The organism is Amorphus suaedae (genome assembly GCF_053629675.1).
In genome coordinates this window covers 473,332-486,159 of record NZ_JBRJIT010000002.1, presented here as the reverse complement: position 1 = coordinate 486,159, position 12,828 = coordinate 473,332, and the positions used below count along the sequence as shown (strand labels likewise).

Sequence of the window (12,828 nt, the reverse complement as noted above, 5' to 3'; positions counted from 1 at the left end):
GCCCATGGGACGCATCGCGATCGTCGTCAAAGGCTATCCGCGCCTTTCGGAAACGTTCATCGCCCAGGAGATCCTGGGCCTGGAACGGCGCGGCATCCGGAGCCTGATCGTCTCGCTGCGCCATCCGACCGACGCCACCCACCACGACCTGCACGACCAGATCGCCGCCGACGTGCTCTATCTTCCGGAGTACCTGAAGGACGATCCGGCGCGGGTGCGGGCCGGCCGGCGCCATGCGGAAACGCTCGCCGGCTACGGCGCGGCGGAAGCCGCCTACCACCACGACCTCGAACGCGACCGCTCGGCCAGCCGCCACCGGCGCTTCGGCCAGGCGTGCGTGCTCGCCAACGAACTGCCGGACGACATCACCCGCCTGCACGTGCACTATCTCCACACGCCGGCGTCGGTGGTGCGCTACGCGGCGATGATGACCGGACTGCCGTGGTCGTTCTCCGCCCACGCCAAGGACATCTGGACGACGCCGGAGTGGGAGCTGCGCGAAAAGCTCGCGGACGCCGACTGGGGCGTCACCTGCACCGCCGCCAACACGACCTACCTGCGCAGCCTGTCGCCGAAGCCGAAGACCGTCGATCTCGTCTACCACGGGCTGGAGCTGTCGCGCTTTCCCGCCGAGGCGACGCGGCCGGCGCGGGACGGCTCCGGCGGCGACCCGGTGCGCATCCTGTCGGTGTGCCGGGCGGTGGAGAAGAAGGGGCTGAACCTGGTGCTGAAGGCGCTGGCCGCCCTTCCGAAGGACGTGGCCTGGCGGTTCGACCACATCGGCGCCGGCCCGCTGACCGGCAAGCTCGAGGACCAGGCGGCCCGGCTCGGCATCGCCGACCGCATCACGTTCCACGGCGCCAAGTCCCGCGACGACGTGGTCGCCGCCTACCGCGACGCCGACCTGTTCGTGCTGGCGAGCCGGGTGGCCAAGTCCGGCGACCGCGACGGCCTGCCGAACGTGCTGATGGAGGCGGCCTCCACCGGGCTCGCCATCCTGGCGACCGAGGTGTCTGCCATTCCGGAACTGGTGCGCGACGGGAAGACCGGCGTTCTGGTGCAGCCCGACGACGGCGAGGCGCTGGCCAACGCGCTGCGCCGGCTGGTGACCGATCCGCGCCGGCGGGCGGAGCTTGGACACGCCGCCGCCGCCGACGTGCGCACGCGCTTTTCCAGCGCGCCGGGGTTCGACTGGCTCGCCAACCGGTTTTCCGCTGCGGGACGGCAGGCGGCGTGATCCTGCCCGGCCGCCGCGCCGCGTTTCAGCTGGCACCGTTGCGATGACCATCGCCTACTACTGTCCGATGAAACCGCCCGACCATCCGGTCGCCTCGGGCGACCGCGAGTTCGCGCGCCTGATCGCCCGCGTCATCGAGGGGCTCGGCGAAACGCCCGTGCTCGCCTCGCGGCTGCGGACATGGCGCGCCGAGCCGGACGCAGCGACCTTTGCCGCGCTCGAGGCGGAGTCCGCTGCCGAGGCGGAGCGGATCGTCGCCGCTTGGCGCGCCGACGGCACCCGGCCGGCCGCCTGGATCACCTATCACCTCTACCACAAGGCGCCGGACTGGATCGGACCGGCGGTCACCCGCGCCCTCGACATCCCCTATGTGGTGGTGGAGGCCAGCCGCGCGCCGAAGCGGGCGAGCGGGCCATGGGCGCCGGGCTTCGCCGCCGCCGATCAAGCGCTCGCCGCCGCCGACGCGGTGGTGGCGATGCACGCGGAGGACCACGAGGGGCTCGCCCCCGTGGTCGCGTCCGACCGGCTGTTCGACCTCGCCCCGTTCATCGACACCGCGCCGTTCGCGGCCGCGGTGCCGCGGCCACGCCCACCCGGAACACCGCCGCGCCTGCTGGCGGCCGGCATGATGCGGCGGGGCAACAAGGAAGCGTGCTACCGGACGCTCGCCGACGCGACCGCGCTTCTGGGCGAACGCGACTGGCACCTGACCATCGCCGGCGACGGCGAGGCGGCCTCCGACATCCGGCCGCTGTTCGATCCCGCGCGGACGACGTTCCTGGGCGCGGTCGACAAGACGCGCATGCCGGACGTCTATTCGGGAGCCGACCTGTTCGTCTGGCCGGCGATCAACGAGCCGTTCGGGCTGGTCTTCCTCGAGGCGCAGGCGTCGGGGCTGCCGGTGGTCGGCGGGCGCGCGCGCGGCGTGCCGGAGGTGGTTGAGGACGGCGTCGCCGGCCTGCTGGTGGAGCCGGGCGACGCGGCGGCGCTTGCGGAGGCGGTGGGCGCCCTCCTCGCCGACGACGCCCGCCGCGCGACGTTTGCCGCCGCGGCGAGAACCAATGCCCTCGCCCGCCACGATATCGCCCAGGCCCGCGATAGGCTGTCGGCAATCATCGAGGCGGCGAAGACACGAAGGGCTGGAGCCCGCACCCCATGAAGGCCCTCTTCTACGTCCAGCACCTGCTCGGCACCGGCCATGTGGTGCGTGCGGTCGCCATCGCCCGGGCGCTGATGGCGCGCGACGTCGAGGTGACCCTGGTGACCGGCAACACGCTGCCCGCGACGCTGGACACCGCCGGGCTCGCCATCGCCGAACTGCCGCCGATGCGGGCCGCCGACGCGCGCTTTTCGCGCTACGTTACCCCGGACGGCCGGGAGGTGGACGACGCCTTCCGCAACGAGCGGGCCGACCGTCTGACCCGGCTGGTCGCGGAGACGGCGCCGGACCTCTTCCTCACCGAGACGTTTCCGCTCGGGCGCCGGCAGTTCGCCTTCGAGCTGTTCCCGGCGCTGGAAGTGGCCAGCACCCTGCCCCGCCCGCCGCTGGTCGCCGCCTCGGTGCGCGACATCCTGGTGCGCAAGCAGGAGATCGCCAAGGAACGCTGGATGGCCGACGTCGCGCGGACCTTCTACGACGTTCTGCTGGTACACTCCGACCCGGCGTTCGTGCGGCTGGAGGATTCGTTCCCGTTTGCCGACGACGTGGCGGAGATGGTGCGCTACACGGGCTACGTGTACACGCCCTCCGAGCTGGAGCCGCCGGCCGGCGACGGCGAGGGCGAGGTCATCGTGTCCTGCGGCGGCGGACCGGTGGGCCTGCGGCTGCTGGAGGCGGCGCTCGAGGCGCGCGCCCATGCGCGCGCTGCGACGGGGACGTGGCGGATCCTGGTGAGCGCCGAGCACGGCGCCGACCGGCTCGCGGACCTCCGGGACCGCGCCGGGCCGGGCACCGTCGTCGAGGCGGCGCGGAAGGATTTTCCCGGGCTTCTGAAACGCGCGGCGGTTTCGGTAAGCCAGGCCGGTTACAACACGGTGCTGGACGTGCTCTCGGCCGGCTGCGCGGCGGTGCTGGTGCCGTTCGCCGAGGAAGGCGAGACGGAACAGATGCAGCGGGGCCAGATCCTCGCCGAGCGCGGGATGGCGGAGCTCGTGCCGGAAGACGCGGTGACGCCGGGGCGGCTGGCGGCGGCGGCCGACAGGGCCCTCGACCTCGCTCCGCCGGACGTGATGCTGCGCACCGACGGTGCGGCGGCGAGCGCCGAGATCCTGATTGACGAAATGACGCGGCGGAAAGGCATCTGACATCATGAGCGGCATGGAAGCCGACTTCGCGAGCCGCATCGGGCAGATGCTCGATGCGGTGGCGGCCGACGACCGCACCGTCGCCTTCTGGTGGCGCGACGACGACGCGGTGGTGCCCAGCCCCGCGCTGGACCGGCTGCTGACGCTGGCGGACGCTCACGCGGTGCCGCTGGCGCTCGCGGTGATCGCCGCGGGGGCCGAGCGCGCGCTCGGCGACCGGCTGGAGCCGACCGGCGACGTGGTGGTGCTGCAGCACGGCTGGGCCCACGCGAACCACGCGGCCGAGGGCGAGAAGCCGACCGAGCTCGGCAACGACCGTCCGATCGGCACGGTGCTGGACGACCTGAGCCGCGGCCACCAGCGGTTGTCGCGGATGTTCGGCAGCCGCTTCCTGCCGGTGGTGGTGCCGCCCTGGAACCGGATCGCCGACGACGTGGCCGCCCGGCGGGTCGAAGCCGGACTGCCCGGCCTCTCCTGCTTCAAGTCGCTGGAGACCGCCGACCACCGGCTCGACACCCATGTCGATCCGATCGGCTGGCGCGGCGACCGCGGCTTCGTCGGCTGGCAGGCGGCGGCGGATGCGATCGCCGCCGAGATCGACCGCCGGGCCGAAAGCCCGACGCCGATCGGGATCCTGACCCATCACCTGGTGCAGGACGAGGCGACGTGGTCGTTCCTGGACGCGTTCCTCGGCGTGGCGGCCGCCCACCCCGCCGCCCGCTGGCCGCACCCGGCCGACGCCTTCGGCTTCGGCCAGGGCTGACGGCGCGGGCCGCGGATCAGGCCTCGAACGGCACCATCGGCTCGGCGACCACGACCGCATCGCGGCCGGCGCCCATGTTGTCCAGGAAGCCGTCGGCCGACTGGTCGATGATCGGGAAGGTCCGGTAGTGGCAGGGAATGATGGTCTTGAAGGAGAAGTAGCGGGTGCAGGCGAGCGCCGCCGACCGCGCGCCCATGGTGAAGCGGTCGCCGATCGGCACGATGCCGATCTCCGGCTGGTGCAGCTCGTTGATCAGCGCCATGTCGGAGAAGATGTCGGTGTCGCCCATGTGATAGAGCGTCGGCTGCCCCTCCGCCTTGATGACGACGCCGAGCGGGTTGCCGAGGTAGATCGACCTGCCGTCGCGCACGGTGCCCGACGAATGGTCGGCGCGCACGAAGCTCACGCTGAACGGCCCGCAGTCGACGGTGCCGCCGGTGTTGCCCGGGTTGATGTTCTCGATCCCGAAGCTCTCGGAGAGCCACATGCAGATCTCGAAGCTGGCAACCACCTGGGCGCCGGTGGCCTTGGCGATCTCGGGCGCGTCGCCGACGTGATCGTCGTGGCCGTGGGTCAGCACGATGTGGGTGCACCCCTCCTGGGCCGCCTCGACGGAGCCGGTGAACAGGGAGTTGCCCGTCAGGAACGGGTCGATGAGGACGACCGCCTCGCCGAGTTCGAGGCGGAAGGCGGAATGTCCGAGCCAGGTGATCTGCATGGTGGGTCGCTCCGTTCTAAGATGGCGCCGGCTGGGCCGTCCGGCGCGGATCGCTTGATCCGATTGCGCGCGCGGCCGATAAGCGCGCCTCGGGCCGCGACCGGATCTAACCAGCCACCGCGAGGCGGCTCAACCGGCCGGCCGGGATTCCGGCGCCCGGGTTCAGGAAGGCCAACGCATGACCGCCCGTAACGATCCGCTTCTGTCGCTGGAGGATTTCCTGGCCGCCGCGCCGGCCGGCACCGCGCTGTTCGGCCTGGACCTCGGCACCAAGACCATCGGCATCGCCATCTCCGACCTCGGCCGGCGGGTGGCCACCCCGATGGTGACGCTGCGCCGCAAGGCCTTCAAGACCGATGCGGCGGAGCTCCTGAGGCTGGCCGCCTCGCGCGAGATCGCCGGGCTGGTGCTGGGGATGCCGTTCAACATGGACGGCAGCACAGGCCCGCGCGTGCAGGCGACGAAGGCGTTCGCGCGCAACCTCGCGCAGCTCACCGACCTGCCGATGCTGGCCTGGGACGAGCGCATGTCGACGGCGGCGGTGACCCGCACGCTGATCGAGGCGGACACCTCGCGCGCCCGGCGCCGGGAGGTCGTCGACAAGGTGGCCGCCGCCTACATCCTGCAGGGCGCCCTCGACCGGATGGGCTCACGCGGCTTGGATTAGACGGCGAACCGCCGTCCTACCGGTTTCGTTCTCAAAACCCCGTCTTCCCACCGGGACAGAAGGTGATCTTGTAGTTCATCGCGTTGGGGTTCTTTTCAGTGGGCGAGGCCTGGGTCGAGCAGACGAACGTGCTGGTCGCGTCGTCGTAGGGGAAACTATAGGCCGTCGGACACGCCTGCTTGGTGAATTTGGCCCAGGGTTTGGCGACGGACGTCCAGTTATTATTGGTCGCTATGCAACTCTTACCCGGCGTGAGTGGCAGAGGCTGACCGTTGACGGTCCAGGTCGGGCATCCGCAGCAGTCTGATCCTGCATTTGCCGAATAGCACGAACCGCTATTTACGGCCGTGCACTGGAACAGGTCGGTGTTGGTCCCCTGATCCTTGACGGTGCTGGCACATAAGATCGGCTTGCCGAAGGCGCCGCCCGTAAAGGTGCAGAGTTCGTCTGCGTTCCACCACCCGATCGGCGTTCCGCAATTTTGCGTCACGGTATTGGTGCCGACGATGAAAGAGTACCCGCAGACCTCTGGTTTTGTGCATGGCAAGCTGTCGGTGCACACGGTCGAACCGGCAGTAACAGCGCGCAAGACGCTGCTGTGGTCGGCGCCACCGATCGTCGCGTCGAATGTCCAGTCGCAGGCCGACAATAAGCTACCGCTACTCACCTTGGTGCTCCCGGGGGCGGAACACCAATAGGAACTGTTGTTCGGGTTGGCAGAAGGGGAGGAGGTCGGCTCCATGGAAACCGGCACGTTGGCCCCGTTCACCATCGAGATATCGTAGAAGTCCGGCCCTGTGTTCTGCAAGGTGAATTCGGCGAGAGTTGTGGGACCGACCGGCGCGTCGCCAGATTGGCAAGGAACGATATATGCCTTTCCGTCCTTGGACAGAGGGCACATGCCGGTTTGACAGTTGTTTCCCTTCGAATCGCAATTCGCCGCAGCATAGACGTTGCCGCTCCACTTGATGGAAGTGGTCGCTACACCACCTTTCACTGAGACGCCGCCGATCCAAGGCGGATTGGTCAAGACGTAAGTGGCCGTCGTGCCACTCTTGCTTCCAGCGGGACTCAGGACCGCGCCGCCGCTCGTCGGCGCTGGAAAGTTAAAGAAGCAGTGTCCTGATGTCGCGCTTTCGGCGATATAGCAGGTCGATCCATCCGGGCACGGTGCGGACTTGTCGCAGACGATCGGGTTACCCGACTTCCGATCCAACAACGAGCCACCGTTGACGCCGATTCGGACCGTTGACGGGCACATGTTGACGAACTCGATCGTGCGGTCGTCGTCGTTTTTGGCGATCAAGGGTGTCGGAGCCAGACCGAACGCCATCACCCACAAAACGATGAGCACTACCCTCGGCGGACAAGAAGGCGGACGTGTCGGCATGGCGGCCTCCTAAGGTTTTCCAACCTACAGAATGCCATCAAAGGTACAACTTCGCTACTTCAGATTGAAGTGCGGAGTGAGATCTACTCAGTGATCCGGGACGATGAAGTCGATCAGCGCGGCGGCGTCGTAGCGGGTCTCCAGCGCGCCGTAGCTCGACCGCCACGGCGCATGAATGCGGGCCGACAGGAACGCGTCGGACACGACCCGCGGGGCATGCCGCCGCAGCGCCGCCGCGGCGGCGAGCAGGGCCAGCCGCTCGGTGTGGCCGCGCAGCGACCCCTCGTCGGGATCGCCGCCGGTGAGCGCCGTCCTCAGCGCGCCGATCTCCGCCTCGACGCTGTCGCCGAGCTCGCCGGCGATGTCGGCCAGCACCTCCTCGATCGCCTCCGGCATCCGATGGGCCACCCGCATCACGTCGAGGCACATGACGTTGCCGGAGCCTTCCCAGATCGCGTTGACCGGCGCCTCGCGGTAGAGGCGCGGCATCATCGATTCCTCGACGTAGCCGTTGCCGCCGAGGCACTCCATCGCCTCGTAGACGAGCCGGGGCGCGGACTTGCAGATCCAGTACTTGGCGACCGGCGTCAGGAGCCGCGCGTAGGTCTGCTCCAGGTCGTCGTCGGCCGCCTTGTCGAAGGCTTCCGCGAGCCGCATGGAGAGCGCGATGGCGCCGGCGGCATCGAGGGCCATGTCGGCCAGCACCCGTTGCATGATCGGCTGCTCGATCAGCGTCCTGTCGAAGACGGAGCGGTAGCGCGCGTGGTGCACGGCCTCGACGACGGCGGCGCGCATGATGCCCGCCGAGGCCACCGCGCAGTCGAGCCGGGTCAGCGTGACCATTTCCAGGATGGTGCGCAGCCCCCGCCCCTCCTGGCCGACGAGGAAGCCGGACGCACCGAGGAATTCCGCCTCGGCGGACGCGTTGGAACGGTTGCCGAGCTTGTCCTTCAGGCGCTGGAACTGGATGGCGTTCAGCGTGCCGTCGGGCCGCCAGCGCGGCACCAGAAAGCAGCTGAGGCCTTCCGACGCCTGGGCGAGCACCAGGAACCCGTCGGACATCGGCGCCGACATGAACCACTTGTGGCCGATCAGGCGGTAGGCCTCGTCGGCGGAACTCCACTCGGCGACGGTGCGGTTGGCGCGGACGTCGGTGCCGCCCTGCTTTTCCGTCATGCCCATGCCGAGCGTCGCGCCGGTCTTCTCGCCAACCGGCGCGAACCGGTAGTCGTAGCGGCGCGAACAGACGGCGGGCAGCCAGTCCTCGAAGAGATCGGAGGAGGTCGCGAGCGCCGCCAGCGAGGCGTTGGTCATGGTGAGCGGGCAGAGATGGCCGCACTCGGTCTGGGCGGTGATGTAGAAGCGCGCCGCGCGCAGGCGGTGCTGGGCCCCCGCGACGCCCTCCGGCTCCTCCCAGATGGAGGCATGCAGGCCGGCGGCGACGCTGCGGCTCATCAGGGCATGGTAGGCGGGGTGGAACTCGACCACGTCGAGCCTGCGGCCGTTGCGGTCGTGGGTGCGCAGAACCGGGGTGTGCTCGTTGGCGATGCGGGCGATGTCGCGGGCATCCGCCGAACCCCAGTAGGCGCCGGCCCGGTAGAGCTCGTCCTCGGTCTCCGGCTCGAGCAGCTCTTCCAGCATCGCGATCAGGATGGGGTCGCCGTCGAACAGGTTGCGCCCGTCGGACGGCGGCACCTGGTTCGTCACCCGATGGGTCTCGAACGATCCGAGCCAGTCGGCCGTGTCGGAGTGCGGGTCCACGGGGGTCGACATGTCGGTCGGCTCCTTTGCGCCGGCGCCTTTGGCGCGGGCCGGCGGCGGGAAGGGACGAATCGGGGACCTAAACTAGCGGCGCGCATCCTAAATTTTGCTGAACACCCGGCCATTTGCGGCGATCGGCGCATCGGCGGCCGGCTGCTCCGGGGCCCCCGCCGCCGGTCCGCCGATTTCGCGCAGCGGATGATTTCCCGGCACCGATCTATGATTTAGGGTCTCTCGCGCCGTTTTCGCATACCGACCGATCCAAGGAAGCCCGCATGCCCGATCCGATCAGCTGGTCCCTGACGTGGCCCTATTTCCTGGCCGCGTTCGCCGTCGGATACCTCATCGGCTCGATCCCGTTCGGCATCATCCTGACACGGCTCGCCGGGGCCGGCGACCTGCGGACCATCGGCTCCGGCAACATCGGCGCCACCAACGTGCTGCGCACCGGCCGCAAGGGGCTGGCCGCCCTCACCCTGCTGGGCGACGCCGGCAAGGGCGCCGTCGCCGTGCTGATCGCCGCGCACTGGGGGCCGGACCCGGTCGTCTTCGCCGCGCTGGGGGCGTTCCTCGGCCACCTGTTTCCGGTCTGGCTCGGCTTCCGCGGCGGCAAGGGGGTGGCCACCTATCTCGGCATCCTGATCGTCATCGCCTGGCCGGCGGCGCTGGTGTTCGCCGTCGTCTGGCTGGCGATCGCCTTCACGCTGCGCTACTCGTCGCTGGCGGCCCTGCTGGCGAGCCTCGCCACCGTGATCTTCCTGGCGTTCTTCTCGCGCCTGCAGTGGGCCGAGCTGTTCGCGCTTCTGACCGCACTCTCCTGGGCCAAGCACTGGAAGAACATCGCCCGGCTGGCGGCAGGCACAGAGAGCAAGATCGGCAGCAAGGCATGACCGGCGAGCCGCCATCGGCCGTCCGGCTCACCTTCGAGCAGCGGGTCGCATGGCTTCGGCTGATCCGCTCCGAGCGGGTCGGACCGACGACGTTTCGCGAACTCCTCAATCACTACGGATCCGCGGCCGCCGCCGTCGACGCCCTGCCCGAGCTGTCGCGGCGCGGCGGCGCCGTGCGCGGCATCCGCATCGCCTCGCGCGACGAGGCGGAGGCCGAGCTGGACGCGACCGAACAGATGGGCGGGCGGCTGGTGGCGATCGGCGAGCCCGGCTACCCGGTCCACCTGCGCACCATCGACGCGCCACCGCCGCTGGTCTCGATGATCGGCGGCGCCGACGTCGCCGACCGGCCGGCCGTGGCGCTGGTCGGCGCCCGCAACGCCTCGCTCGCCGGCCGCAAGATGGCCCGCAAGGTGGCGGCCGATCTGGGCGAGGCCGGCTTCGTCATCGTGTCCGGCCTGGCACGCGGCATCGACGCCGCCGCCCACGAGGCATCGCTGAAGACCGGAACGGTGGCGGTGCTGGCCGGCGGGCTCGACCGCATCTATCCGCCGGAGAACGTGCCCCTTCTCGAGGCGATCGTCGCCGAGGGCGGTGCCGCGGTGACGGAGATGCCGCTCGGCTGGACCGCCCGCGCCCAGGACTTTCCCCGCCGCAACCGGCTGATCTCGGGCATGAGCATGGGCGTGGTGGTGATCGAGGCGGCGAAGCGGTCCGGCTCGCTGCACACCGCCCGGTTCGCCGGCAGCCAGGGCCGCGACGTGTTCGCGGTGCCGGGCTCGCCCCTCGACCCGAGGGCGGAAGGGTGCAACCATCTGATCCGCGAGGGGGCGACGCTGATCGTGAGCGCCGAGGACGTCATCGAGGCGCTGGCCCCGCTCATCGAACGGCCGCTCGCGCCGCCGCCGCGGCTGGAGGACGCGATGCCGCCGACCGACACGACGCCGGAGCCCGACGACAGCGCCCGCTCGGTGATCATCGAGGCGCTCGGCCCGACGCCGGTGCTGGTCGACGAGATCATCCGCGAGACCGGATTCGCGCCGGCGGTCGTGCAACTGGTGCTGCTGGAACTCGACCTTGCCGGCCGGCTGGCCCGCCACGGTGGCGGATCGGTGTCGCTGATCTGAGAAAGCCGCGCGCGCGTAGCCTTAGAATGGGCCGCCGCAGCAGCGATAGTCGCTATCCGGGCTGGGGCCGGCAACAGGGAGACGCCACGTGCATCGCCATTCCGACCGCACCTACCGCAGCGCGCTCATCACCGGGGCCTCGCGCGGCCTCGGCCGCGCCTACGCCGAAGGACTGCCGCCCGCCACCGAGCTGATCCTGACCGGCCGGGACGCGGCCGCCCTGGAAGAGGTGGCCGACGCCCTCCGGTCGGAAGGCCGGACGGTGGAGACGCTGGTGGCCGACCTCGCGACCGCCGAGGGCCGCGAGGCGGTGATCGAGGCCGGCCAGGAGGCTGGCATCGACCTCCTGATCAACAATGCCGGGCTGGGCGCGTTCGGGGCGTTCATGGAGGTGCCCGCCGACCGGCACGCAGCCGTGGTCGCCGTCAACATCTCCGCCGTGCTGGCGCTCACCCACGGGCTGGTGCCGACGCTGATCGCGAGCGCGGATGCCGAGGGCCGGCGCGCCGCGCTGGTGACCATCTCGTCCAGCCTCGCCTTCGTGCCGGCGCCGCAGATCGCCACCTATGCCGCGAGCAAGGCGTTCATCCTGTCGTTCGGGGAAGCGCTTGCGGCGGAGCTCGCCGGCGAGCCGCTCGACGTGCTGACGGTGTGCCCGGGGCCGACGCGCACAGAATTCGGCGAGAACGCCGGCTACGAGGGACGCAGCCTGCCGGGCGCGGTCGCGCCGGAGCGCGTCGTCGAAGCGACCTACCGGGCGATCGGGCGCCAGCGCACGCTGGTGGTCGACCCGCTTTCGAAGGTCGCCTTCGCGCCCGCCGCGTTCGCCCGCAACGCCATCAGCGAAGTGGTGAACCGGGCAGGTCGTTTCCGCGCCGGAAACTGATGGGCAAGGGGAAGCGTGGGGGAGTGCGTTCGCCGGGGAATGGTACAGCCGGGTGGATTCGAACCACCGACCTCTGGATCCACAATCCAGCGCTCTAACCAACTGAGCTACGGCTGCGCGAACGGCCGCCAACCTAGGTTCAACGCCGCCGTTTGGCAAGCGGGTCTGACGACGTAATCCCGGGCAAATTCACATGCGCCCCGGGGAGTATTCGGGCGGCGCGATCGGCGCCGTCCTTCGAACGCAGAAAGGGCGCGCCGGATGATCCGGCACGCCCTTCCGTATTGACGTCAGATGAGGCGCGTTACGCGACCTTCATCTTCTCCTGGGTCTTTTCCCAGATGTCCTTCACCGGAGCCGAGCTCTCGGACGCCACCTTGGTGGCCAGCTCCTGCATGTCCTTCACCTGCGCCGTGAGCGTCTCGAACTGCTCGCGGGCAAACTTGGTCTGCAGCTCGACGGCGTCAGACACGGACTTCGCGGTCACGAACTGCTTGGCGAAGGCGAAAACACGGTCGGTGTTCGACTGCGCGTTCTCGATCGCCTTGAGGTTCAGGTCGACGAAGCCTTTGCGGGCGTTTTCGTAAGCGTCTTCCATCATGTCAGTGGCCTCCTCAGCCGCATTCTTGAATGTTTCGTAGTTGTGCTTGGCCTGCTCGACGCCCTGCTCGGCGATCTCGCGGACCTGCTCCGGAATCTCGAACTTCTGTGCAGAGAAGCCCGGGAATTCGGTGACATTGCCCGGCAGCGCGGTGGTGGCAGCGGCTTCCGCCGCTTCGGTGGCGTCGGGCTTGGACTCGGTCTTCTTGGTCATTTGTTTCGGTCCTTCCAATCTTCGCGCCGACTCACTCGACGAGCTGCGCGATTGACATGCCGGTTAAGGCGGGCGGCTCAGGGAACTCAATCCAAGGTCGCAACCAGCCTTCCCGGCGGCCCATTGGGCGACACCCCCCATATAGGGGAGGATGTATCGCATTGCAATAATTTTATTGCAGTGCAGCAAAAAAGAAAAAAGGGACCGCTCGCGCCGGACCGGAGGTGCGGACGCAGGGGATCTGGATCGCTGAAACCGGACCGATTGGTTG

At 69.5% G+C, this 12,828-nt stretch carries 12 protein-coding genes and 1 tRNA gene; 8 read left to right on the top strand and 5 right to left on the bottom strand.

Annotation, left to right across the window (positions count from 1 at the left end; all coding sequences use genetic code 11):
- Nucleotides 1–4 precede the first annotated feature (4 nt).
- From AB7M35_RS15965 to AB7M35_RS15950, 4 genes are read left to right on the top strand one after another with little or no spacing between them, the layout of a single operon-like run.
- Entirely contained in the window at nucleotides 5–1,237 is a 1,233-nt protein-coding gene (locus AB7M35_RS15965) for a glycosyltransferase family 4 protein (protein ID WP_453961345.1), read from the top strand.
- Nucleotides 1,238–1,280: 43 nt separating this feature from the next.
- Nucleotides 1,281–2,396: a glycosyltransferase gene (locus AB7M35_RS15960; RefSeq protein ID WP_453961344.1), complete on the top strand. Its 1,116-nt coding sequence runs from the start codon at nucleotides 1,281–1,283 to the stop codon at nucleotides 2,394–2,396.
- Nucleotides 2,393–3,541 carry a glycosyltransferase family protein gene (locus AB7M35_RS15955; protein ID WP_453961343.1) on the top strand — a complete coding sequence of 383 codons (1,149 nt, stop codon included), beginning with the start codon at nucleotides 2,393–2,395 and terminating at the stop codon, nucleotides 3,539–3,541. Before AB7M35_RS15960 ends, AB7M35_RS15955 begins: the two co-directional genes overlap by 4 nt.
- A 4-nt stretch (nucleotides 3,542–3,545) precedes the next feature.
- Nucleotides 3,546–4,304, top strand: a complete 759-nt coding sequence (locus tag AB7M35_RS15950; protein ID WP_453961342.1) for a polysaccharide deacetylase family protein — start codon at nucleotides 3,546–3,548, stop codon at nucleotides 4,302–4,304.
- A 16-nt stretch (nucleotides 4,305–4,320) separates the two neighbouring features.
- Here AB7M35_RS15950 and AB7M35_RS15945 read toward each other — a convergent pair whose 3' ends face one another.
- Nucleotides 4,321–5,022 carry a metal-dependent hydrolase gene (locus tag AB7M35_RS15945; RefSeq protein ID WP_453961341.1) on the bottom strand — a complete coding sequence of 234 codons (702 nt, stop codon included), beginning with the start codon at nucleotides 5,020–5,022 and terminating at the stop codon, nucleotides 4,321–4,323.
- A gap of 178 nt (nucleotides 5,023–5,200) precedes the next feature.
- Here AB7M35_RS15945 and ruvX point away from each other — a divergent pair, with 178 nt between their 5' ends.
- The gene (ruvX, locus tag AB7M35_RS15940; protein ID WP_453961340.1) at nucleotides 5,201–5,689 is read left to right on the top strand and encodes a Holliday junction resolvase RuvX; all 489 of its coding nucleotides are present in this window, start codon (nucleotides 5,201–5,203) and stop codon (nucleotides 5,687–5,689) included.
- 31 nt (nucleotides 5,690–5,720) lie between these two features.
- Here ruvX and AB7M35_RS15935 read toward each other — a convergent pair whose 3' ends face one another.
- Nucleotides 5,721–7,079, bottom strand: coding sequence for a thaumatin family protein (locus tag AB7M35_RS15935; protein WP_453961339.1), 1,359 nt, complete (start codon nucleotides 7,077–7,079; stop codon nucleotides 5,721–5,723).
- Between the two features lie 87 nt (nucleotides 7,080–7,166).
- Nucleotides 7,167–8,852 carry an acyl-CoA dehydrogenase family protein gene (locus AB7M35_RS15930; protein ID WP_453961338.1) on the bottom strand — a complete coding sequence of 562 codons (1,686 nt, stop codon included), beginning with the start codon at nucleotides 8,850–8,852 and terminating at the stop codon, nucleotides 7,167–7,169.
- Nucleotides 8,853–9,115: 263 nt separating this feature from the next.
- On the opposite strand from AB7M35_RS15930, the gene plsY reads away from it, so the two are divergent.
- The 3 genes from plsY to AB7M35_RS15915 all read left to right on the top strand — a co-directional run bounded on the left by plsY (nucleotide 9,116) and on the right by AB7M35_RS15915 (nucleotide 11,743).
- Entirely contained in the window at nucleotides 9,116–9,730 is a 615-nt protein-coding gene (plsY, locus tag AB7M35_RS15925) for a glycerol-3-phosphate 1-O-acyltransferase PlsY (protein WP_453961337.1), read from the top strand.
- A complete protein-coding gene (gene dprA / locus AB7M35_RS15920) occupies nucleotides 9,727–10,857 on the top strand; it encodes a DNA-processing protein DprA (RefSeq protein ID WP_453961336.1) in 1,131 nt (376 codons plus the stop codon). The genes plsY and dprA overlap by 4 nt, the downstream gene beginning before the upstream one ends.
- 88 nt (nucleotides 10,858–10,945) lie before the next feature.
- Nucleotides 10,946–11,743, top strand: a complete 798-nt coding sequence (locus AB7M35_RS15915; RefSeq protein ID WP_453961335.1) for an SDR family NAD(P)-dependent oxidoreductase — start codon at nucleotides 10,946–10,948, stop codon at nucleotides 11,741–11,743.
- A 40-nt stretch (nucleotides 11,744–11,783) separates the two neighbouring features.
- Here AB7M35_RS15915 and AB7M35_RS15910 read toward each other — a convergent pair.
- Together AB7M35_RS15910 and AB7M35_RS15905 are read right to left on the bottom strand one after the other, a co-directional pair.
- Nucleotides 11,784–11,860: transfer RNA gene (locus AB7M35_RS15910), tRNA-His, on the bottom strand.
- 187 nt (nucleotides 11,861–12,047) lie between these two features.
- Nucleotides 12,048–12,557, bottom strand: a complete 510-nt coding sequence (locus tag AB7M35_RS15905) for a phasin (RefSeq protein WP_453961334.1) — start codon at nucleotides 12,555–12,557, stop codon at nucleotides 12,048–12,050.
- Between the last annotated feature and the right edge of the window lie 271 nt (nucleotides 12,558–12,828).